Below are 18,219 nucleotides of genomic sequence, written 5' to 3' on the forward strand. Positions count from 1 at the left end.
GGCTCAGTGGAAGCCGAGCATTCCGGGGGAGTCGATGTCGACGGTGAGGAAGCCCGGCGGATAGTCGCCCTCGCGTCCCGTGAGGATGATGGACATTCCCCCGGTCTCCAGATGCGGCGTGGCCACATAGACGACATGGCAGGTGTCGGCCCCGCCCCACCCGTCGCGCACCATCCCGCCCACCGTCACGGCCGCGGTCTGCCCGAGCGGGTCGATATGGATTCCCTGCAAGGCGAGCAGAGCAGCTCCGACGCCTGCGTCCTTCTCCTCGGCCTTCATGAGGCAGAGCGCCGGGACGTGCAGCCAGTCACCGGGGGTGTGCGCGACATTGTCCGCCAGCCGGTGCAGAGCCTGATGGCCCTGGGCGAGCGCGAGAGCCGCGCTCGTGTCGAGGATGATCACGCAGCGCGCTCCCGGAGGCCACGGGCCTTCTCCGCGGCCATCGCATAGATGTTGGCCCGGACATCGGGGCCGTTGTCGAACTCCTCGTCGGTGAGCGTGCAGCCCATGCGCTCACGCAGTATCTTGCGGGTCGCCGCCACCCGCTCCGCGATCTGCTCCGCCGTCGGCTGTTCCGACGCCAGCTGTTCGACGAGCTGGCCCAGTGTCATCCCCCGCTCCTTGGCGACCTGGGCGAGATGGTCGCGGGTCTGCCGGGACACCTGGATGGTCGTGTTCTCTGCCATGGCTTCACCATAATCCCGTTACGGCACCCTGGTGCCACCTCGGCATCCACATCACCCGAACGTGCAGTCTCCTTGCTCAACCACATCCGTCTGCCAGCCCCGCCACAGCCCGCCGCTCCACGTTGGAGGGATGGCACAGAAGATTCTGCTGGCCGACGACGACGAGGACGTGCGGGAGGGGATCGGGCGGCTGCTCAGGTTCGAGGGCTACGAGACCGTGCTCGCGGAGGACGGACGCGTGGCCCTCGACGTCGTGGGAGCCCAGGGCGCCGACCTCGTGCTGATGGACGTCAGCATGCCCGGCCTCGACGGGCTGGCCGCGACCCGGCGGATCCGCGCCTCCGGCTCCACCGTGCCGATCCTGATGATCACCGGCCGGGACGCGATCGGCGACCGGATCGTAGCCCTCGACAACGGCGCCGACGACTATCTGATGAAGCCCTTCGCCGCCGAGGAACTCCTCGCCCGGGTACGGGCCCTGCTGCGTCGCAGCGCGCGGAAGGTGCCGGCGCCCGCCCCCGCCGAGGGCCTGTCCTTCCAGGACGTCGCCGTCGACCTGCGCACCCGCACCGTGACCCGCCGCGGCCGGGTGGTCGACCTCACCCGGACCGAGTACTCCCTGCTGGTGTACCTGATGCGGAACCCGGCGAGGGTGCTCGACCGGGCGCAGATCCTCAAGGAGGTCTGGGGCTTCGACTTCGAGCCGTCGTCCAACACGCTCGACGTGTACGTGATGTACCTGCGCCGGAAACTGGAGAGCCGCGGCGAACCGCGGCTCATCCAGACCGTGCGCGGGCTAGGGTACACCCTGCGCGTCAACGCCTGAGGGTCAGATCCGGAGGATCATCGTGTCGTCCGGCCTGCCCGTCAGGGCCGCCTGCGGCATCGGTCCCGCCAGCCGCGCGTACGCCCCGCCCCGCGCCACCAGTTCCGTGTGCGTGCCCGTCTCCACCAGGCGGCCGTGGTCGAGGACCAGGATGCGGTCGGCGTCCGGGGCCAGGCTCAGATCGTGGGTGATCATGATCGTCGTACGGCCGGACATCAGGCGCCGCAGCGGCTGTACGACCTGACGGGCGGCCACCGAGTCGAGGCCGGCGGTGGGTTCGTCCAGGACCAGGACGGGGGCGGCGCGCAGCATCGCGCGGGCGATGGCGATGCGCTGGAGCTGGCCGCCGGAGAGGGCGGCCGTGCCGGGGGCGATCTCGGTGTCGTAGCCCTCGGGGAGGGCCTGGATGAAGTCGTGCGCCGCGGCCGACCTTGCCGCCCGCTCGATCTCCTCGGCGCTCGCTCCCGGGCGGCCGCACTCGATGTTCTCGCGGATCGTGCCGTTGAGGATCAGCGTCTGCTGCGGGAGCAGGGCGACGTTCTCGCGGAGGAATGTGAGGGGGACTTCGGTCAGCGGGACGCCGTCCAGGCTGATCAGGCCGTCTGCGGGGTCGTAGAAGCGGGTCAGGAGCTTGGACAGGGTCGACTTGCCGGCGCCGCTCGCGCCGGTGATGATCACCAGCTCGCCGGGGGCGGCGGTGAAGGTGACGTTCTCGACCGAGGCGCGGGCCGCGCCCGGGTAGCGGAAGGAGACGTCGTGGAAGGCGACCCAGCCGCGGACGGGCCAGGGGGCGACCGGTTCGGCGGGGTCGGTGACGGCGGGCTTCGCGTCCAGGATCTCGCCGAGGCGTTCCGCGCCGGCGGTGGCGGCGGTGAGGGTGAGGCCGAGCTGGCCGAGACTGCGGACCGGCGGGTAGAGGTAGCCGATGAAGGCGGCGAAGGCCAGGAGCTGCCCGAGGGTCATGCGGTCGGCGGAGATCTCCCAGACGCCCATGCCGATCACGGCGAGGACGCAGACGGTCTCCACGACCTCGACGAACTGCTCGTACATCTCGCTGAGGCGGGCCCCGCGGACGGATGCCTTCATCCACGCGCGGGCCTCGCGGTCGAGCCGCTTCTCCTCGTCCCCGCGGCGGTTGTACGCCTGCGTCAGCACGACGTTGCCCAGTGACTCCTCCACCACCGAGGTGATCGCGCCGTCGGCGACCCGCTCGTCCTGGGACGCCTCCCTGATACGGCCGGAGAAGCGGCGGGCGGCGAGGAGGAAGAGGGGCGCGAGGACGAAGGTGACCAGGGCCAGGTCCCAGCGCAGCCACAGCGCGGCGGCCGCGTAGAAGACGGCGGAGAAGGCGGCCGCGACCGTGCCGACGACGCCGGACACCACCATCTGTTCGATGGCCTCGACGTCACCGGTGAGGCGCTCGACGAGGTCGCCCCGGCGGTGCTTCTGGAAGAAGTGGGGCGGCATGTCCTGGACGTGCCGGAAGACGTTCGCCCTCAGGCGCAGGACGAATCTCTCGGCGGTCCAGGTGGCGAGCGAGTTGCCGAGGTAGCCGACGAGCGCGCCGAGCGCGGCCACGCCCAGCCAGGCGCCGGCCGGGCCCCAGAAGGCGGAGAGCGAACCGGCCTCGAGGGCGTTGTCGGTGAGCTCCGCGAACAGCAGGATCGAGGCGGTCTCGGCGAGCGCGGACACCACCACGCACGCGACGACCACCGCCAGCCACTTGCGGTCGCCGCGGGTCAGCGGCCAGAAGCGGCGGAAGGCCTCCCGGACTTCCCTCATCATCGGCACCTCCTTCGGTGTGCTGCGGACATGGCCGAGGCGGGGCCCCCGGCGCGAGTCGAACTCGCTAACCGACGGCCCCGCCTCGCGGCGATCTGCCTCAGCCCTTGTTGCCGACCGGGCGGCGCTTCTGCGCGGCCTTCTTCGGCGCGGCGGCCTTCTTCTTGGCGACCGGGGCGGCGGGCTTGCGGGTCTTCTTCACCGGGGTGACCTTGTGGAAGCTCATGTCTGTGTCCCTTTCTGCTGCGGTTCTGCAACAGTCCCTCTACCGATCTGCTGCAATTGCCTTTGAATTACTTGGATTTACGTAAGTGAATTCTGTGTCAGCCCTTGTGGGCGACGGGGCGACGCTTCGGGGTGACCTTCTTCGGCGTCTGCTTCTTCGGGGCCGGGGCGGCCTTGCGGGTGGCCTTCTTGACAGGGGTGATCTTGTGGAAGCTCATGCGACTCTCTCTTTCTTTGCTTTCGTGTCGTTCGCTGTCGACATGGAAAACACTACGGGACGCGAGCACCGGAAAAAGCCAATTCCGCTGAGACCTCGATTAATTGGGGCTGAGACGAGTTTTCAGACGGTGCCGGGAACCAAACCCGGACTCACACAGGGCTTATTACGGGCAGCGCCGTTCTTCGCCGCTTGTTTGTTCACTCGCCGCCATCGACACCGAACAACCGAATCCCGCTAGACAGGGGATCGACACACCAACTCTCCGAACCCACGGGGGAAGGAGCACCATGCTCAGGAAGAAGACGACAGTCACGGCGATGGCACTGGCCGCCGTACTCGGCGGCCTCGGCAGCACGGCGTTCGCCGGGCAGGCATCCGCGGCGGAGTCGGGCGTCCAGGCCACCCAGGTCGAGTTCGTGCGGATCCAGGCCCAGGTCACCGAGGACGCCGGCTCCGACGAGCCGCGTCTGGAGTGGGACGACCAGCAGTTCTGGTCGGCGACGGACGTGCTCGAGGGCCAGACCCGGGACATCAACGTCACGCAGCCCTTCCACTCGGCCAGCGGTCTGGTGGAGTTGTGGGAGGACGACGCTCCGGACGACGACGACGCGCTCGGCTCGGCGACACTCGCGGCGAGCGACCCGGTCGGCACCGAGAAGGTCCTGGACTTCACGCAGGACGACGCCAACTACAAGCTCACCGTGGTCCTGCGGTAGGCGGTAGGGCGGCCCGCCCGTGGGTCGTGGTCCGCGAAGGCTGCGGGCTACGGCCTACGGGCACGGCGGCTGATAGGCCAGTCCAGGGAAGTACTGGCCCCACTCCGCGCGGCCGATGACCGGCGTGGCCGTGCGGCAGACCCGGTCCGCGACGCGCTCCGGATCCGGGTCCCACAGCAGGGTGACCCAGTCGTTGGCCCCGCTGAGGAGGGTGCGGCCGTCGGGGGTGAACGCCACCGCGTTGACGTCGGCGGTGTGGCCGGTCAGCGTGGCCCGTTCCTCCGGGTGGCCCGGCTCGGCCACGTCCCACAGCCGCGCGGTGTGGTCGAGGCTTCCGGTGGCCAGGGTGCGGCCGTCGGGGCTGAAGGCCACCGCGGCGACGGCGCCCGTGTGGCCGGTGAGCCGCGGGAGCCGCTCGGGGCGGCGGGGGACGGTGACGTCCCACAGCCAGGCCGTGTGGTCGGTGTTGCCGGCGGCCAGGGTGCGGCCGTCGGGGCTGAAGGCCACGGAGTCGAAGTCGCCGGTGTGCGTCGTGAGTTGGGCGGTCCGTCGCAGGTCGCCGACCGTCCACAGGCGGATGGTGCCGTCGCCGGCGGTCGCCAGGGTGCGGCCGTCCGGGCTGAAGGCCAGTGACTCGGCGGGACCCGCACGGAGGGCGGGCAGGCGGGCGGGGCGCCGCGGGTCCGTCACGTCCCACAGCCGTACGGTTCCGTCGCCGTACGCGACGGAGAAGAGGCGGCCGTTCGGGCTGAACGCCGCCGCGTACATCTCGCCCGAGCCCGCACCCTCGTCCTTGCCCGCGTCCCCGCTGAGCACGGCCAGCGTCCGCGGCCGGTGCGGGTCGGCGAGCGAGCGCAGCCGTACGGTGCGATCCTCGCCGCCGGTGGCCAGCACGCGCCCGTCCGGGCGGAACACCACGGGCAACTCACCGCTCTGGCCGGGCAGTTCGGTCGCGTACGGGGTGGCGAAAGTGCTCAGCAGGCTGCCGCGGGCCTCGACGGTGGGGGCCAGCCGGTAGGCAGCGAGGCTGAGTTGGGCGGACAGCGCGGGATCGGTCGGGCGCAGGGCGGAGGCCTGCTCCGCGACCCGCTGCGACGTGGCGATGTCGCGCTGCTCGGCGGCCTGGCGCTGGGCCCGTAAGGCGGTGACCCCGGCGGTGGTCGCGAGGACCAGCAGCGCCGTCAGCAGGGCGACGAGCCGGTGCAGCCGACGCGCCCGGCGGCGGGCTGCGGCCTGCTCGGCGGCCTCGGCGGCCAGGCTGGCGTCGAGGAACTCCCGTTCCCCCGAGGTGAGTTGTGGGTCCCGGGCAGCCGCCCAGCCGCGGGCCAGGTCCAGGCGGGACCCGCGGTAGAGGACTCCGGGGTCGCGCCCGAGCGAGTCCCAGGCGTCGGCGTCCTCGGTGAGCCGGCGGTGGATGCGCAGGCCCTCGCGGTCCTGGGACAGCCAGTCGTGCAGGCGCGGCCAGCGGCGGATCAGCGCCTCATGGGCGATCTCGATGCCGTCGCGGTCCAGCGTCAGCAGGCGTGCGGCCGCGAGCCGCTCCACGACGGCGGCGGTGTCGGGATCGGCGGTGTCCAGCTCACCGTGCCTGATGAGCCGCTTGGTGTCCTCGGTCCCGTCTCCGAGGGCGGTCAGCCGCAGGAACAGGGCCTTGGCCAGGCTCTGCCTCAGGGGAGTCAGGCCGGTGTAGACGGTCTCGGCGGTGCGGGCGAGCGCGCCGTCGATGCCGCCGGCCGCCTGGTAGCCGGCCAGGGTCAGGGTGTTGCCGCGTCGGCGCCGCCAGGTCTCCAGCAGGGCGTGGGACAGCAGCGGCAGGATGCCGACCTGCCCGTACGCCTGTGCCATCAGGTCGGCGAGCAGGGCGTTCTCCAGCGTGCACCGGGCCCGGACGGCGGGCTGGGTGACGGCCTTCCGTAACTCGTCGGTGGTCATGGGGCCGACCGCGATCTGGGCGTCGTTCATCGCCTCGATCAGCTCCGGGTGGCTCGTGCAGTGGGCGTAGAAGTCGGCGCGCACACCGAGCACGACCCGGCAGCGGCTGTTCTCGGCCCGTGCGGCCGTGACGAGCGCGTCGATGAACCGGGTGCGCTCGGCCGGGTCGCGGCACAAGGTGAAGGTTTCCTCGAACTGGTCGACCACCAGCAGCAGTTCGGCCCCTTCGGGCCGCTCGGCCAGCGCCTGCCGCAGCGTCCGGTGCAGGGCCCGCCGGTCGGCGGTCAGCTCGGCGAGCAGCGGCCCGGATGCGCGGCCGGTGATGCGGGCGAGCTGGATCGCGCACTCCTCCAGCGGATGCGGTCCGGGCACGAACAGCACCGCCTCCCGCTCCCCGCCCGCGGAGCCCGCAGAGCCCACAGAGCCCTCGGCCCCGGATCGCCAGCGCGGCAGCAGACCCGCGCGCAGCAGCGAGGACTTCCCCACGCCCGAGGCGCCGAAGACGGCCGTGAACCGCTCCCGGGACAGCCGGGCGGTCAACTCCTCGACCAGCCGCTCGCGGCCGAAGAAGCGGTCGGCGTCCTCGGCCTGGAACGCCGCGAGTCCCGCGTACGGCGGCGGATCGTCACCGTCCTCGCGGACCTCCCCCGCCGCCTCGTCCCGGTCGTCTGCCAGCTCGGCGGCCACCGCGTGCCAGCGCCGTTCCCACTCCTCGACGTCGCCGTCGCACCCGCGTGCATACGCGAGGGCCACCGCGAGGCTCGGCAGCTTACGGCCGCCCGCGGCCTCCGAGAGCGTCGCCGCCGAGTAGTGCACGCGCCCGGCGAGCTCGCGATACGTCGGGCTGCCGGCCTTCTTCCGTAACCGCCGCAGGTCGGCGGCGAACTCCAGGAGCACGCCGTCGCCCTCGTCCAGCGGGCGCTCCGAACGTGGCATCTGCCTGTCCTCCCCCGATCGGACAGATCCGATTGTTCAGGACTCGTTTGTTCACTCACCGACGCCCGAAACCAATCAACACAACTGCGCTACACACGACTTCGGAACCACCAATCCGTCACCGCCAGCACCCGAGGAGCACCGTGAAATCCAGGTCAGCAACGCTGAGGACACTCGCCGGCGCCGCGGCCGTCGCCGGAGGCATCGTCCTTTCCGCACCGGCCGCACCGGCGAGCGCGACGCCCGCAGGCCCCGCTTCGGAGATCGTCGAGGTGGGCACCTGGGCCGTACCCGCCCTGGCCGTCCGGGACAGTCCCGGGTGGCCGGGAGGACAGCCCGGGAACGCGATCGGGCAGCTCGAGTCCGGGGACCGCGCCGTCGCCGACTGCTTCGTCCCGGACGGTGCGACGGTCACGCAGTGGGGGCGCACCCAGTCGGACTGGGTCAAGATCCGGTGGGGCGGGACGAACACCGGCTGGCTGTGGGGCGGCGGGCTCAAGCCGTACCCGATCCTTCCCCAGTGCTAGTGCCCCAGTGCTAGTCGGAGCGCCCGACCGCCAGCCCGGCCCCCTCGATCCGCACCCTGATCCCGTCCTTCTCCACCCGCACGTCCCGCAGCCGCAGTTCACCGCTCGGCGGCTCGGGGAGCTGGAAGGCCAGGGAGAGGCGGTCGGCGAGGACGGGGCGGGTCAGGCGGGTCAGGGCGTCCAGTAGAGCCGGGTCGAAGCCGAGACGCTGGAGCAGGTCGGGGTTCTCCACGGCCACGTCGACGAGGTTGAGGCCCATGGCCTGCCGTACGAAGTCGGGTCGGCCGGTGAGACGGGACAGCGCGGCGTCGGAGCGCAGCGCGTCACGCACGGTGGAGTCGGGCACGCCCAGCGCCCGCACCACCGACGGAACCGCCAGCAGTGCCTTCGCCTTGCGGGTCTCGTGGGTCAGGGCCGCCGCGGCGTCTCGGGTCAGGTGCAGCCCTTGGGAGGCACGGGTGCCGGGGCGGTACGTGGCCAAGTCCCCGATGTCCAGGCGCATTCCGCCGATCTGCGTGTCGATGCCCCGGCCGCCGTCGCGCCGGATGCGCGCGTCGGCCCGCAGCCGCAGGTCGTGTCCGGCCACCGGCAGCGTGCCGCGGGCCAGGATCCGGTCCCGGCCCTGTCCCGTGAACGTGACCTGGGACGCGCCGAGTTCACGGTTCAGGTCGTCGAAGGCGAGCAGGACGTCGCCGTCGAGCCGGGGAATCCCCGCGCCCCGTACGGCGGTCGGCCCGTCCGCGTGCAGCCGTATGTCGTGCGCGGTCGCCGTCACCCGGGCCAGCGAGACCCGGTCCGCGGCGACGTCCGGCACGGTCACCCGCACCGAGTCCAGCCGCTCGTCGGCGACCTGGGTGAGGAAGGGGAACCCGCCGATCTCCACCTCGGGAGCGGCGCTCAGCTTCAACTGGTCCTCGAGCGTGTCCGCCGCGCGGTGTTCGGCGTAGAGCAGGGCCCAGCGGTCGGCGAGGACGAGGAAGGCGGCCAGGGTGAGGAGACCGCAGACCGCCTTCAGGGCGAGCGGGAGACCGGCGAACCGCCCTCGCCGCCGACGGCGGCTGCGGCCGTGATGGGGCGGGGTCCAGGGTTCGTCGTCCGGCAGGTCCTCGTGGAGGACCTCCTCCAGTGGGCCGTCGTCGAGGGCGCCGAGCTCCTCGTACGGGTTTGAGTAGGTGTGCGGCGATATGTGGTGGGGGGCACGCATCGATCCATACGACCATGCACGTGCCCCCCACCCGCAACCTCAACCGGAGGTATGCGACTCAGCTCACGATCTACCGAGCGATCTGCTGAGGGATCTGCTGAGCGATCTACTGAACGACCGTGATCCGGTTCGCCACCGGCGGCGCGATCGGGCTCGTCGCCGTGGAGTTGGCCGTCAGGTACTGCTGCAGCGCCGCCAGGTCGTCCCCGCCGACCAGGTCGTTGGTGCCCTGGCCCAGCGTGGTGATGCCGTCGCCGCCGCCCGCGAGGAAGCTGTTCGTCGCGACGCGGTAGGTGGCCGCCGGGTCGATGGCCGCACCGTTCAGCTGGATGGAGTCGACGACGATCCGCTCCGCGCCGGCCTTCGTCAGGTCCAGCGTGTACGTCAGACCGGAGGACGGCTGCAGGATCTTCGGCGAGGCCGCGTTCGTGCCGCTCACCTGCTCCTGGAGGACCTGGATCAGCTGGGCGCCGGTGAAGTCCTGCAGGTTCACGGTGTTGGAGAACGGCTGCACGGTGAAGCCCTCGGCGTAGGTCACCACGCCGTCGCCTTCCGTCCCCTTGGCCGCGTAGGTGAGGCCCGCCCGGACGCCGCCCGGGTTCATCAGCGCGAGGTCGGTCTCGGGGTCGAGCTCCTTGCCGTACGCGAGTTGCGCGTCGGCGATGAGGTCACCCATCGGCGACTCGGTGCCGGTGCTCGGGATGTCGGCAGAGATGTAGCCGATCGCGCGGTTGCCGATGGGCGCCGCGAGGGTGTTCCACTTGCTGATCAGCGCGGTCATGTCCGCCGCCTTGTCGACGGTCCGGGTGACCACGTGGTTCGCCGATGCGACGGACGTACGGGCGATGTCGCCGGTCCAACGGTCGTACGTCAGCGTCGTGTCCGTGTAGAGACGGCCGAAGGACGCGGCCGAGGTGACCGTGCGCGGGTTGCCCGCCGGGTCGTTGATCGTGCACGCGTACGCCGCATGGGTGTGGCCGGTGACCAGCGCGTCCACCTGCGGGGTGATGTTCTCGGCGATGTCGACGATCGGACCGGAGATGCCGTCGCCGGCGCCGGGCGCGTCACAGTCGTAGTTGTACGCGGAGGACGCCGGGGCGCCCCCCTCGTGGATGAGGGCCACGATCGACTTCACGCCCTGGCGTTGCAGCTCCTTGGCGTACTTGTTGATCGTCTCGACCTCGTCCTTGAACTTGAGGCCCTTGACGCCCTCGGCGGAGACGACACCCGGGGTGTCCTCCAGGGTCACGCCGATGAAGCCGACCTTGACGCCGTTCTTCTTCCAGACCCAGTAGGGCTTGAGGATCGGCTTGCCGGTCTTCTCGTTCAGGACGTTGGCCGCGAGGTACGGGAAGTTCGCCCCTTCGAACTCCTCGTCCGTGTAGCAGCCGGCGGTCGGGTGACAGCCGCCCTTCTGCAGACGGGCCAGTTCGACCGCGCCCTCGTCGAACTCGTGGTTGCCGACGCTGGTCACGTCCAGGTCGAGCCCGTTCAGCGCCTCGATGGTGGGCTCGTCGTGGAAGAGACCCGAGATCAGCGGCGAGGCGCCGACCATGTCGCCACCGGCGGCGGTGATGGAGTAGGCGTTGCCCTTGCGGGCCTCGCGCAGGTGGGTGGCGAGGTACTCGACACCACCGGCGTCGATGGTCTTCGTCGTCCCGTCGGCCTGGAGCTCGGTGACACGGCCGGACGAACCGGACGGCGCCTCCAGGTTGCCGTGCAGGTCGTTGAAGGACAGCAGTTGTACGTCCTGGTAGCGACTCGTGTGGCCACCGGGCTTGCCCTTGCTCTCGCCCGCGCTCGCGCTGCCCGGCAGCGCGGCGGCGAGGGCGCCGGCGGTGGCGAGACCGGCGGCTGCGGCCACCAGACGGTACGTACGACGTCTGCGGCGCTGGTGCGGCTGGGATATGGCTGGCATACGCCCCCCTGTGCTTCTTCTGATTCGGGTGAGGAAGTGGCCCCGTCCCGGCGCAGCCTAGGGTCAACGCGCGTAGCGCGACAGAGGTTTCCTGGTTACATCCTGGTTGCTTCTTTGCCGCCACTTTGCCCGGACCTCCCCTTACCCTCGTACGCATGACCAGCGACGACACCGCACACCCCGGCATCCCCCGCTCGATCGAGACCCACTCCGAGCTCACCCCGGAACGAACCGAGTCGGTCCTCGCGCTGCTGGCGGAGGCGGCGGGGAACGACGGTCAGCAGGCGGTGTCGGAACAGGGCCGGCTACAACTGCGGGGCGGCCCGCGCGAGGGCGTGTCCCATTTGCTCCTTTCTGTGGGCCCCGAACTGGTCGGCTACGCACAGCTGGAGGACACGGACCCGGTGGAGGCGCCGGCGGCGGAACTGGTCGTGCACCCCGCGCACCGGGGCCACGGGCACGGCCGGGCGCTGGGCTCGGCCCTGCTGGCCGCCTCCGGCAAGCGGCTGCGGGTGTGGGCCCACGGCGGCCACTCCGCCGCCCGCCATCTGGCCCAGGTCCTGGGCCTGACCCTCTTCCGTGAACTACGGCAGATGCGGCGCCCGTTGACGGACCTGAACCTGCCCGAGCCGGTGCTGCCGGAGGGCGTGACGGTACGGACCTTCGTCCCCGGCTCGGACGACGCGTCCTGGCTCGCGGTGAACGCGGCCGCCTTCGCCCACCACCCCGAGCAGGGCTCCCTGGTCCAACGGGACCTGGACGACCGTGTCGCCCAACCGTGGTTCGACCCGGCCGGCTTCTTCCTGGCCTTCCGGGGCGACGAACTGATCGGCTTCCACTGGACCAAGGTCCACGCGGAGGAGCGGATCGGCGAGGTGTACGTCCTGGGCGTCCGCCCGGGCGCCCAGGGCGGCGGCCTCGGCAAGTCCCTCACGACGATCGGCCTGCGCCACCTCGCCGCGCAGGGCCTGCCCACGGCGATGCTGTACGTCGACGCCGACAACAAGGCGGCGGTGTCGGTGTACGAACGCCTGGGCTTCACGACGTACGAGACGGACCTGATGTACCGCACGGAGACGTGACGGGCGCTCCGCTGGAAGCGCGGCGCATCGGCTGCGGGTGCGTCGTGGCTGGTCGCTCCCCCACTCTCGGCTGCGCTCGAGCGGGGGGACCCCCATCGCGGCGGAGCCGCACATCGATACAGCCCCGCGCCCCTCAACAGGGCGCTGTACCACCGCATCCGACTTCACCGGCCCTGCTCAGGCCGACGTGCTGATGAGCTCGTCGGCGACCCACCGTGCGACGTCGACGGGGTAGGGCGCCGACAGCCCGAGGACGATGTGCCCGAAGCCGGCGTCGATCGCCTCGCCGATCGCGTCCTTGGTGAGGGCGGGCCGGTCGTAGGAGACGGACAGGTGGATCGAGCGGGTGAGGGAGGCGGGGTCGCGGCCGATCTCGGCGCAGCAGCGGTCGAGGAGTGCGCTGCGGGCGACGACGTCGTCGATGTCGCCGCCCGGGATGTTCCACAGGTCGGCGTGCTCGGCGACCACGCGCAGCGTCGCGGACGAGCGTCCGCCGATGAGGATCGGCGGGTGGGGGCGCTGGACGGGTTTGGGGTTGCCGAACGCTCCGGTGAGCTTCACATGGGTGCCGTGGAAGTCGAACGGCTTCTCCTCGGTCCACAACCGCCGGATCACCGTGCACGCTTCGGCGAGGCTCTGCACGGCGTGGGTGGTGTCGTGGAAGGGCAGGCCGTGAGCGGCGTACTCGCGTCGGGCCAGGGGATGGCCGGGCCGTGAGCCGACGCCGATACCGAAGTCGAGCCGTCCGCCGGAGACGATGTCGACGGTCGTGGCGATCTTGGCCAGCAGTGCGGGCGGCCGGAAGCGGTTGCTGGTCACCATGACGCCGAGCCGCAGGCGGCGGGTCCGGGCTGCCAGGGCCTGTCCGGCGGATCAGGCCGGCTGTAAGAAACGGCACGTCTTAGCTGACCCGAGCGGGGTCTGGTGCGTGCAGCTGCAAGGCGGAGGAGGGCGGCGACGCGGAGCGTCGGCAACCGACGACAACGCCGCAGATGTGCGTGCCAGACCCCGCGACGCCGGCATGATCCGCCGGACAGGCCCTAGGGCCGAGAGCAGGGTCCAGCCTTCGTAGGCCGGGCCGTCCGGGTCGCCGCCGATCGGCATGAGGTGGTCGAACAGCCAGGCGTGCTCGATCTCCGGGATCGCGTCGGCCTCGCGCCAGACGCGTAAGACCTCGTGGTAGTCGACCTGCATGGGGGCGGTCATGATCCCGAAACGGGGCCGGGGGGTGTCGGTCATCGGGTCGTCGGCCTCCTGCGCAGTGACGGGTCGAGCAGCGCGGGCGGGGTGTCGAACTTCTCGTGCGCGGCCAGATCGGTGCCGGGGGCGACGACGGTGTCGATCGCGTCGAGGACGTCGGCCGGCAACACGGTGTCGGCGGCGGCGAGTTGTGCGTGCAGGTGATCAGGCGTGCGGGGGCCGATGAGGGCGCTGGTCGCGGCGGGGTGGGCGGTCACGAAGCCGAGCGCGAGCTGGATCATGGTCAGGCCGGCCTCGTCGGCGATCCCGGCCAGCCGCTCGACGGCGTCGTACCGGGCCTGGTTGGCGGGGAGGGCGGTGTCGAAGCGTTCCGGCATGAACGCCGAGCGGTTGGTGGTGACCTCCCGTCCCTTGCGGACCGCGCCCGACAGCCACCCCGAGGCCAGCGGGCTCCACACCAGCACGCCGAGCCCGTACTCCTCGGCGACCGGCAGCACATGGGCCTCGATGCCACGCTGCAGGATCGAGTAGCTGGGCTGCTCGGTGACATAACGGCTCAGACGATGCTCGCGAGCGGCCCACTGGGCCTGCACGACGCGGTACGCCGGGAAGGTCGAGGAGCCGAAGTAGCGGATCTTTCCCGCGCGTTGGAGGTCGGTGAGGGCCGAGAGGGTCTCCTCGTCACCGGTGCGCGGATCCCACCGGTGGACCTGATACAGATCGACGTGGTCGACACCGAGCCGGCGCAGACTGTCGTCCAGCGCGGTGACCAGCCAACGGCGCGAACTGCCCTGGTGGTTGCGCTCGTCGCCCATCGGCATGGTCGCCTTCGTGGCCAGCACGATGTCGTCGCGACGGCCGGCGATGGCCTTGCCGACCATCTCCTCCGACTCGCCGGCGCCGTACATGTCGGCGGTGTCGATGAGGTTGACGCCGGCGTCGAGAGCGGCGTCGACGATGGCGGTGGCCTCGTCCTGGGTGGTGCGCCCGATCGCGCCGAAGTTCATCGCGCCGAGCGCGAGGGAGCTGACCTGCACGCCGGTGCGGCCCAAGGTGCGGTACTGCATGACGGTGTTCCTCCGTGACATGATGAGTAAACGGAACCTCGTTCCGGAACGACGATACGGAACACCGTTCCGTTTAACAAGGCTCGGTAGTGGGGCTCGGCAGTGAGGCTCGGTAGTGAGGCTCGCCAGGGGAAGGAACGGCACGGTGAACGACAGCGACGAGGGTGCGTCCAGGCGCAAGGACGCCCGGCGCAACAAGGAGACGCTGCTCGACGCGGCCGCCGCGGTCTTCGTCACGTCGGGCGTGGAAGCGCCGGTACGCGACATCGCGGCCGAGGCCGGCGTCGGGCTCGGCACGATCTACCGCCACTTCCCGACGCGGGCGGATCTCATCATCGCCGTCTACCGGCACCAGGTGGAGGCCTGCGCGGAGGCAGGGCCGGCTCTGCTTCGGTCCAGCGCGACCCCGCACGCCGCACTGGCCCAGTGGATCGACCACTTCGTCGACTTCCTGGTCACCAAGCACGGCCTCGCCGCCGTACTGCAGTCCGGCAACGCCGACTTCGACGCGCTGCACGCCTACTTCCTCGACCGCCTCGTGCCCGTGTGCACCCAACTGCTCGAAGCCGCGGCCGCCGCCGGCGAGATCCGCTCCGCCCTGCAGGCCTACGAACTCATGCGCGGCGTCGGAAACCTCTGCATCGGCGCGGACAGCGACCCCCGCTACGACGCACGCCGACTGGTCGAACTCCTCATCGCGGGACTGCGTCTGCCGGCCCCTCGGGGCTAGTGTCGGGTTCATGGCAATCGACGAGGATGCCCTGCTGGCGGAACAGGTTGCTTACTACCGGGCCCGCGCTCCCGAGTACGACCGGGTGTACGCCGAGCGCGAGGACCTGCGCGAGCTGCGGCGCGCGGCCGACGACCTCCCGATCACCGGGGACGTCCTGGAGCTGGCCTGCGGAACCGGACAGTGCACCGGCGCCCTGGCAGCGCGGGCGCGCTCGGTGACCGCCGTCGACGCGTCACCGGAGGTGCTGGGCATCGCCCGAGCCCGGACCGCCGCGCCCGACGTCCGCTTCGAGCAGGCCGACCTGTTCCGGTGGCGGCCGTCGCGCCGCTACGACACCGTGTTCTTCGCCTTCTGGCTCTCCCACGTCCCGCCGTCCCGGCTGGGCGACTTCTGGAACACCGTCGCCGCCGCACTCGCGCCCGGCGGCAAAGTCGTCTTCATCGACGAAGGCCCCGCCTCGGCCGCCCGCGAGGAAGTCGCCTCGGACATACGCCGGCTCGACGACGGCAGCGAGTACCGGATCGTGAAGGTCCTCCACGATCCGGATCAACTCAACGGGGAACTCGCCGAGTTGGGGTGGTCGGCCGACATCCGCACGCAGGGCGAGTTCATCGTCGGTATCGCGGAACCACGCCCTACGACCGTCCGCTGACAAGGGCCCTGCGCCGCAGCGGCTCCGGCCCGCACGCCGCCCACACCAGCACCGCTCCCACCAGCAGCACCGCCCACCGCTGGTGTGCCGCCTCCCAGCGCGGGTCGCCCACCGCGACGAACAGGTCCCAGCGGCCGGGCAGGAGCAGCGGGGCCAGGGTCGCCGTGGTCAGGAGGGCGGCCGCGACCGACGGGCCCGGTTCGGGTTCGTCCGAGAGGCGGACGGCCGTGGCCGCGGCGGCCAGGGCGAGGGCGATCGTCGCCGCCGCCTCCAGGGTGATCGCGCCCACCGGGGGGCGGGCCCCCGCCGGGACGAGAGCCAGCGCCGCCGTCCACCACAGCGCGGCCACCGGGGCGACCAGCGCCACCCGCAGCCCCGTCCGCACCCAACGCCGGGTCGTCACAGGGGTGGTGACGTGCCGGGCGGGGTCGTCCAGGAGGAAGGTCAGGCCCAGGGCGAAGGCGAGGGCCGCGGCGCGGAGGAGATTGAGGCCCAGCCACGCGTCCGGCGGACCGGACGTCAGCCGGGGCAACCCCACGACCAGCAGTCCTACGGCCGCCCCCGCGCCCAACGCCCACCACGGCACCGTACGTGCCACGGGCCGGACCAGCGCCGTCCCCCTCATTTTGTCGGCTCCTCTCATTTTGTCGGCTCCTCTCAATTTGTCGGCTCCCCTCAACTGTTCGCTCCCACCAGGGAGCTCCGCCCCCCTGGCCCCGGCCAATGCCCGCACTTCCCCACGCTTGGCTGCGCTCGCGCGGGGGACCCCCATCCCGACTCGGTCGGCCAAGAAGTGAACCTCCACAGTCCCGTCCACTCCCCCTACCAGGTTCATCGGCTTCACCTCCGCCGTTCACGGCGGAGCGTCGGGGTGGCGTTCCGGCGGAGCCGGGCGGTGCAGGTCAGGTCGGGCGTTGCTGCTGTCGGATGTACTGCTTGACGATGGTGAGGGGTGCTCCGCCGCAGGAGGCTGCGAAGTAGGAGCCGGACCAGAAGCGTCCGCCCCACAAGTGGCGGCGTACGTGGGGTTCGAACTCCTGGCGCAGGCGGCGTGAGGAAACGCCCTTGAGAGAGTTCACCAGCTTCGACAGGGCGACCTTGGGCGGATAGTGCACCAGGAGATGGACGTGAAGGTTGTAGATCACTTGTCGACCGGTTCTGACGTCTTTGTTTGGCTTCCACCTCGGTGACATAAACCAATGTCAATGTCCCGTTCCGTGAAGCAACAGGACGGTCAACAGGGGCTGGTGAAGCGGCAGTTCGGGCATCGCGCCCGACTGGCACTCACCCCTGCCCAGGTGGCGGTCCTGGACGGGCAGGCACATGCGGCCCGTACCACCTGGAACCTGCTGCACGACTGGTGGACGATGCTGCCCAGGGCCAAGCGGACCCTGGCGGCGGCCGACAGGGTGATCCGGCAGGGCCGGGCCGAGCTCGACTGGCTCGGGGTGCTGCCCGCGCAGTCCGCCCAGGCGGTGCTCAAGACCTACTTCCGGGCGTGGCGGAACTGCTGGGAAGGACGGGCGGGGGCCCCGGAGTTCAAGTCCCGCATCCGCACGAAGCTGAGCGTCGACATCCCGCAGGGCCGTGACCTCCACGTAGTGCGGGTGCACCGCCGGTGGGGCATGGTCACTATCCCCAAGCTCGGCCGGGTCCGCTTCCGCTGGACCAAGGACCTCCCGGTCGGTAGGGGTGCGGACAAGAACAACAGGATCACCGGGGCCAGGCTGGTCAAGGACGCTCTGGGCTGGCACATCGCCTTCCGCGTCCAGGCCCTGACCAAAGCCCCCGCCGAACATCCGGGGCCCGAGGTCGGCATCGACGCCGGGGTCACCATCCCACTGGCCCTGTCCGACGGCGAAAGAGCCGAGCACGACCCCTGGCTGTCCAAGAAGGAGGAGGCCCGCTTGCTGTCCTTCGAGCAGCGCGCCGCCCGCCGTAAGGAGCACCGGAAGAAGGGCGAGCGAACCAGCCGCCGCCTGCACAGGACGTACGACCAGATCGCCCGCATCCGCGCGACAGCCAAGCGCCGACGCGAGGACTGGCAGCACAAAACCACCACCGCCATCGCGCACACATACGGCACGGTGGCGGTCGAAGCACTCCCCATCACGAACATGACCAAGTCCGCCAAAGGCACCATCGAGCAGCCAGGCAAGAACGTCGCGCAGAAGGCAGGCCTCAACCGCTCGATCCTCGGCGAGGCCTGGGGGCACACCGTGCAGCTGCTGGCGTACAAACTCGCCCAGCGGGGCGGACTTCTGGCCGAAGTTCCCGCCCCGGGGACGTCCCAGGAGTGTTCCAAGTGCCACACGGTGACACCGGGCAGCCGGAGGAACCAGGCCGAGTTCGTGTGCAACAACCCCGCGTGCGGCTGGGAAGGCAACGCCGATCACAACGCCGCCCGCACCGTGCTTCACCGATACCGGACGGGCCACGCGCTCGTCCCGGCTGCCGGGAGGGCAGTCGTCAGGCGCGCTGGTCACGGCGTCAAACCAGCCACCGCAAGGTAG

The 18,219-nt window shown here is 71.0% G+C and carries 16 protein-coding genes and 3 pseudogenes; 7 read left to right on the forward strand and 12 right to left on the reverse strand.

Annotated features, from left to right (window positions below):
* Nucleotides 1-3: 3 nt before the first annotated feature.
* Both IG08_RS0103550 and IG08_RS0103555 read right to left on the reverse strand, forming a co-directional pair.
* On the reverse strand, nucleotides 4-402 hold the full coding sequence (locus IG08_RS0103550; protein WP_030596120.1) for a PIN domain-containing protein: 399 nt from the start codon (nucleotides 400-402) through the stop codon (nucleotides 4-6).
* Complete coding sequence (locus IG08_RS0103555) at nucleotides 399-686, reverse strand: hypothetical protein (RefSeq protein ID WP_030596122.1); 288 nt, start codon at nucleotides 684-686, stop codon at nucleotides 399-401. Before IG08_RS0103555 ends, IG08_RS0103550 begins: the two co-directional genes overlap by 4 nt.
* A gap of 130 nt (nucleotides 687-816) precedes the next feature.
* Here IG08_RS0103555 and IG08_RS0103560 point away from each other — a divergent pair, with 130 nt between their 5' ends.
* The gene (locus IG08_RS0103560; protein ID WP_030596125.1) at nucleotides 817-1,512 is read left to right on the forward strand and encodes a response regulator transcription factor; all 696 of its coding nucleotides are present in this window, start codon (nucleotides 817-819) and stop codon (nucleotides 1,510-1,512) included.
* 3 nt (nucleotides 1,513-1,515) lie between these two features.
* On the opposite strand, the gene IG08_RS0103565 is transcribed toward IG08_RS0103560, so the two are convergent.
* Nucleotides 1,516-3,294 carry an ABC transporter ATP-binding protein gene (locus tag IG08_RS0103565; protein WP_030596126.1) on the reverse strand — a complete coding sequence of 593 codons (1,779 nt, stop codon included), beginning with the start codon at nucleotides 3,292-3,294 and terminating at the stop codon, nucleotides 1,516-1,518.
* 100 nt (nucleotides 3,295-3,394) lie between these two features.
* Nucleotides 3,395-3,520, reverse strand: a complete 126-nt coding sequence (locus IG08_RS62400; protein ID WP_261723810.1) for a hypothetical protein — start codon at nucleotides 3,518-3,520, stop codon at nucleotides 3,395-3,397.
* 506 nt (nucleotides 3,521-4,026) lie between these two features.
* Here IG08_RS62400 and IG08_RS0103580 point away from each other — a divergent pair.
* Nucleotides 4,027-4,455 (forward strand): hypothetical protein, encoded by a 429-nt coding sequence (locus IG08_RS0103580; protein WP_030596128.1) that lies wholly within the window; start codon nucleotides 4,027-4,029, stop codon nucleotides 4,453-4,455.
* 54 nt (nucleotides 4,456-4,509) lie between these two features.
* On the opposite strand, the gene IG08_RS0103585 is transcribed toward IG08_RS0103580, so the two are convergent.
* Complete coding sequence (locus IG08_RS0103585) at nucleotides 4,510-7,323, reverse strand: nSTAND1 domain-containing NTPase (RefSeq protein ID WP_052424467.1); 2,814 nt, start codon at nucleotides 7,321-7,323, stop codon at nucleotides 4,510-4,512.
* Nucleotides 7,324-7,466: 143 nt separating this feature from the next.
* Between IG08_RS0103585 and IG08_RS59935 the strand changes: the two genes are divergently transcribed.
* Nucleotides 7,467-7,850 carry a hypothetical protein gene (locus IG08_RS59935; RefSeq protein ID WP_158812180.1) on the forward strand — a complete coding sequence of 128 codons (384 nt, stop codon included), beginning with the start codon at nucleotides 7,467-7,469 and terminating at the stop codon, nucleotides 7,848-7,850.
* A 10-nt stretch (nucleotides 7,851-7,860) separates the two neighbouring features.
* On the opposite strand, the gene IG08_RS0103595 is transcribed toward IG08_RS59935, so the two are convergent.
* The gene (locus IG08_RS0103595; protein WP_030596136.1) at nucleotides 7,861-9,054 is read right to left on the reverse strand and encodes an LmeA family phospholipid-binding protein; all 1,194 of its coding nucleotides are present in this window, start codon (nucleotides 9,052-9,054) and stop codon (nucleotides 7,861-7,863) included.
* Nucleotides 9,055-9,160: 106 nt separating this feature from the next.
* Nucleotides 9,161-10,972: a bifunctional metallophosphatase/5'-nucleotidase gene (locus IG08_RS0103600; RefSeq protein ID WP_030596138.1), complete on the reverse strand. Its 1,812-nt coding sequence runs from the start codon at nucleotides 10,970-10,972 to the stop codon at nucleotides 9,161-9,163.
* A gap of 155 nt (nucleotides 10,973-11,127) precedes the next feature.
* On the opposite strand from IG08_RS0103600, the gene mshD reads away from it, so the two are divergent.
* A complete protein-coding gene (gene mshD, locus IG08_RS0103605) occupies nucleotides 11,128-12,054 on the forward strand; it encodes a mycothiol synthase (RefSeq protein ID WP_030596140.1) in 927 nt (308 codons plus the stop codon).
* A 177-nt stretch (nucleotides 12,055-12,231) separates the two neighbouring features.
* Here the strand turns inward: mshD and IG08_RS56365 are convergent.
* From IG08_RS56365 to IG08_RS0103620, 3 genes and pseudogenes are all read right to left on the reverse strand, one after another.
* A pseudogene (locus IG08_RS56365) lies at nucleotides 12,232-12,915 on the reverse strand (LLM class flavin-dependent oxidoreductase); the annotation flags it as partial.
* Between the two features lie 186 nt (nucleotides 12,916-13,101).
* A pseudogene (locus IG08_RS58780) lies at nucleotides 13,102-13,293 on the reverse strand (LLM class flavin-dependent oxidoreductase); the annotation flags it as partial.
* Complete coding sequence (locus tag IG08_RS0103620; RefSeq protein WP_030596147.1) at nucleotides 13,290-14,321, reverse strand: aldo/keto reductase; 1,032 nt, start codon at nucleotides 14,319-14,321, stop codon at nucleotides 13,290-13,292. The gene IG08_RS0103620 and the pseudogene IG08_RS58780, both read right to left, overlap by 4 nt.
* A 145-nt stretch (nucleotides 14,322-14,466) precedes the next feature.
* On the opposite strand from IG08_RS0103620, the gene IG08_RS0103625 reads away from it, so the two are divergent.
* Nucleotides 14,467-15,051, forward strand: coding sequence for a TetR/AcrR family transcriptional regulator (locus IG08_RS0103625; RefSeq protein ID WP_030596149.1), 585 nt, complete (start codon nucleotides 14,467-14,469; stop codon nucleotides 15,049-15,051).
* A gap of 10 nt (nucleotides 15,052-15,061) precedes the next feature.
* The gene (locus IG08_RS0103630) at nucleotides 15,062-15,706 is read left to right on the forward strand and encodes a class I SAM-dependent methyltransferase (protein ID WP_030596152.1); all 645 of its coding nucleotides are present in this window, start codon (nucleotides 15,062-15,064) and stop codon (nucleotides 15,704-15,706) included.
* Here IG08_RS0103630 and IG08_RS0103635 read toward each other — a convergent pair.
* Complete coding sequence (locus IG08_RS0103635; protein ID WP_234342798.1) at nucleotides 15,690-16,331, reverse strand: ABC transporter; 642 nt, start codon at nucleotides 16,329-16,331, stop codon at nucleotides 15,690-15,692. The two genes, IG08_RS0103630 and IG08_RS0103635, sit on opposite strands and share 17 nt — an antisense overlap.
* A gap of 277 nt (nucleotides 16,332-16,608) precedes the next feature.
* A pseudogene (gene tnpA / locus IG08_RS0103640) lies at nucleotides 16,609-16,836 on the reverse strand (IS200/IS605 family transposase); the annotation flags it as partial.
* 75 nt (nucleotides 16,837-16,911) lie between these two features.
* Between tnpA and IG08_RS0103645 the strand changes: the two are divergent.
* Nucleotides 16,912-18,219, forward strand: a complete 1,308-nt coding sequence (locus IG08_RS0103645) for an RNA-guided endonuclease InsQ/TnpB family protein (protein ID WP_030596156.1) — start codon at nucleotides 16,912-16,914, stop codon at nucleotides 18,217-18,219.

This window comes from Streptomyces fulvoviolaceus (assembly GCF_000718165.1).
Taxonomy (GTDB): domain Bacteria; phylum Actinomycetota; class Actinomycetes; order Streptomycetales; family Streptomycetaceae; genus Streptomyces; species Streptomyces fulvoviolaceus.

What these genes read in the sequence shown, in the direction of transcription:
- IG08_RS0103600 (WP_030596138.1), bottom strand. Translation starts at nt 10,972, where the DNA reads ATGCCAGCCATATCCCAGCCGCACCAGCGCCGCAGACGTCGTACGTAC.
- IG08_RS0103620 (WP_030596147.1), bottom strand. Translation starts at nt 14,321, where the DNA reads ATGCAGTACCGCACCTTGGGCCGCACCGGCGTGCAGGTCAGCTCCCTC.
- IG08_RS0103555 (WP_030596122.1), bottom strand. Translation starts at nt 686, where the DNA reads ATGGCAGAGAACACGACCATCCAGGTGTCCCGGCAGACCCGCGACCAT.
- IG08_RS0103645 (WP_030596156.1), top strand. Translation starts at nt 16,912, where the DNA reads ATGTCCCGTTCCGTGAAGCAACAGGACGGTCAACAGGGGCTGGTGAAG.
- IG08_RS0103585 (WP_052424467.1), bottom strand. Translation starts at nt 7,323, where the DNA reads ATGCCACGTTCGGAGCGCCCGCTGGACGAGGGCGACGGCGTGCTCCTG.
- IG08_RS0103595 (WP_030596136.1), bottom strand. Translation starts at nt 9,054, where the DNA reads ATGCGTGCCCCCCACCACATATCGCCGCACACCTACTCAAACCCGTAC.
- IG08_RS0103635 (WP_234342798.1), bottom strand. Translation starts at nt 16,331, where the DNA reads ATGAGGGGGACGGCGCTGGTCCGGCCCGTGGCACGTACGGTGCCGTGG.
- IG08_RS62400 (WP_261723810.1), bottom strand. Translation starts at nt 3,520, where the DNA reads ATGAGCTTCCACAAGGTCACCCCGGTGAAGAAGACCCGCAAGCCCGCC.
- IG08_RS0103630 (WP_030596152.1), top strand. Translation starts at nt 15,062, where the DNA reads ATGGCAATCGACGAGGATGCCCTGCTGGCGGAACAGGTTGCTTACTAC.
- IG08_RS0103560 (WP_030596125.1), top strand. Translation starts at nt 817, where the DNA reads ATGGCACAGAAGATTCTGCTGGCCGACGACGACGAGGACGTGCGGGAG.
- IG08_RS0103580 (WP_030596128.1), top strand. Translation starts at nt 4,027, where the DNA reads ATGCTCAGGAAGAAGACGACAGTCACGGCGATGGCACTGGCCGCCGTA.
- IG08_RS0103565 (WP_030596126.1), bottom strand. Translation starts at nt 3,294, where the DNA reads ATGAGGGAAGTCCGGGAGGCCTTCCGCCGCTTCTGGCCGCTGACCCGC.
- mshD (WP_030596140.1), top strand. Translation starts at nt 11,128, where the DNA reads ATGACCAGCGACGACACCGCACACCCCGGCATCCCCCGCTCGATCGAG.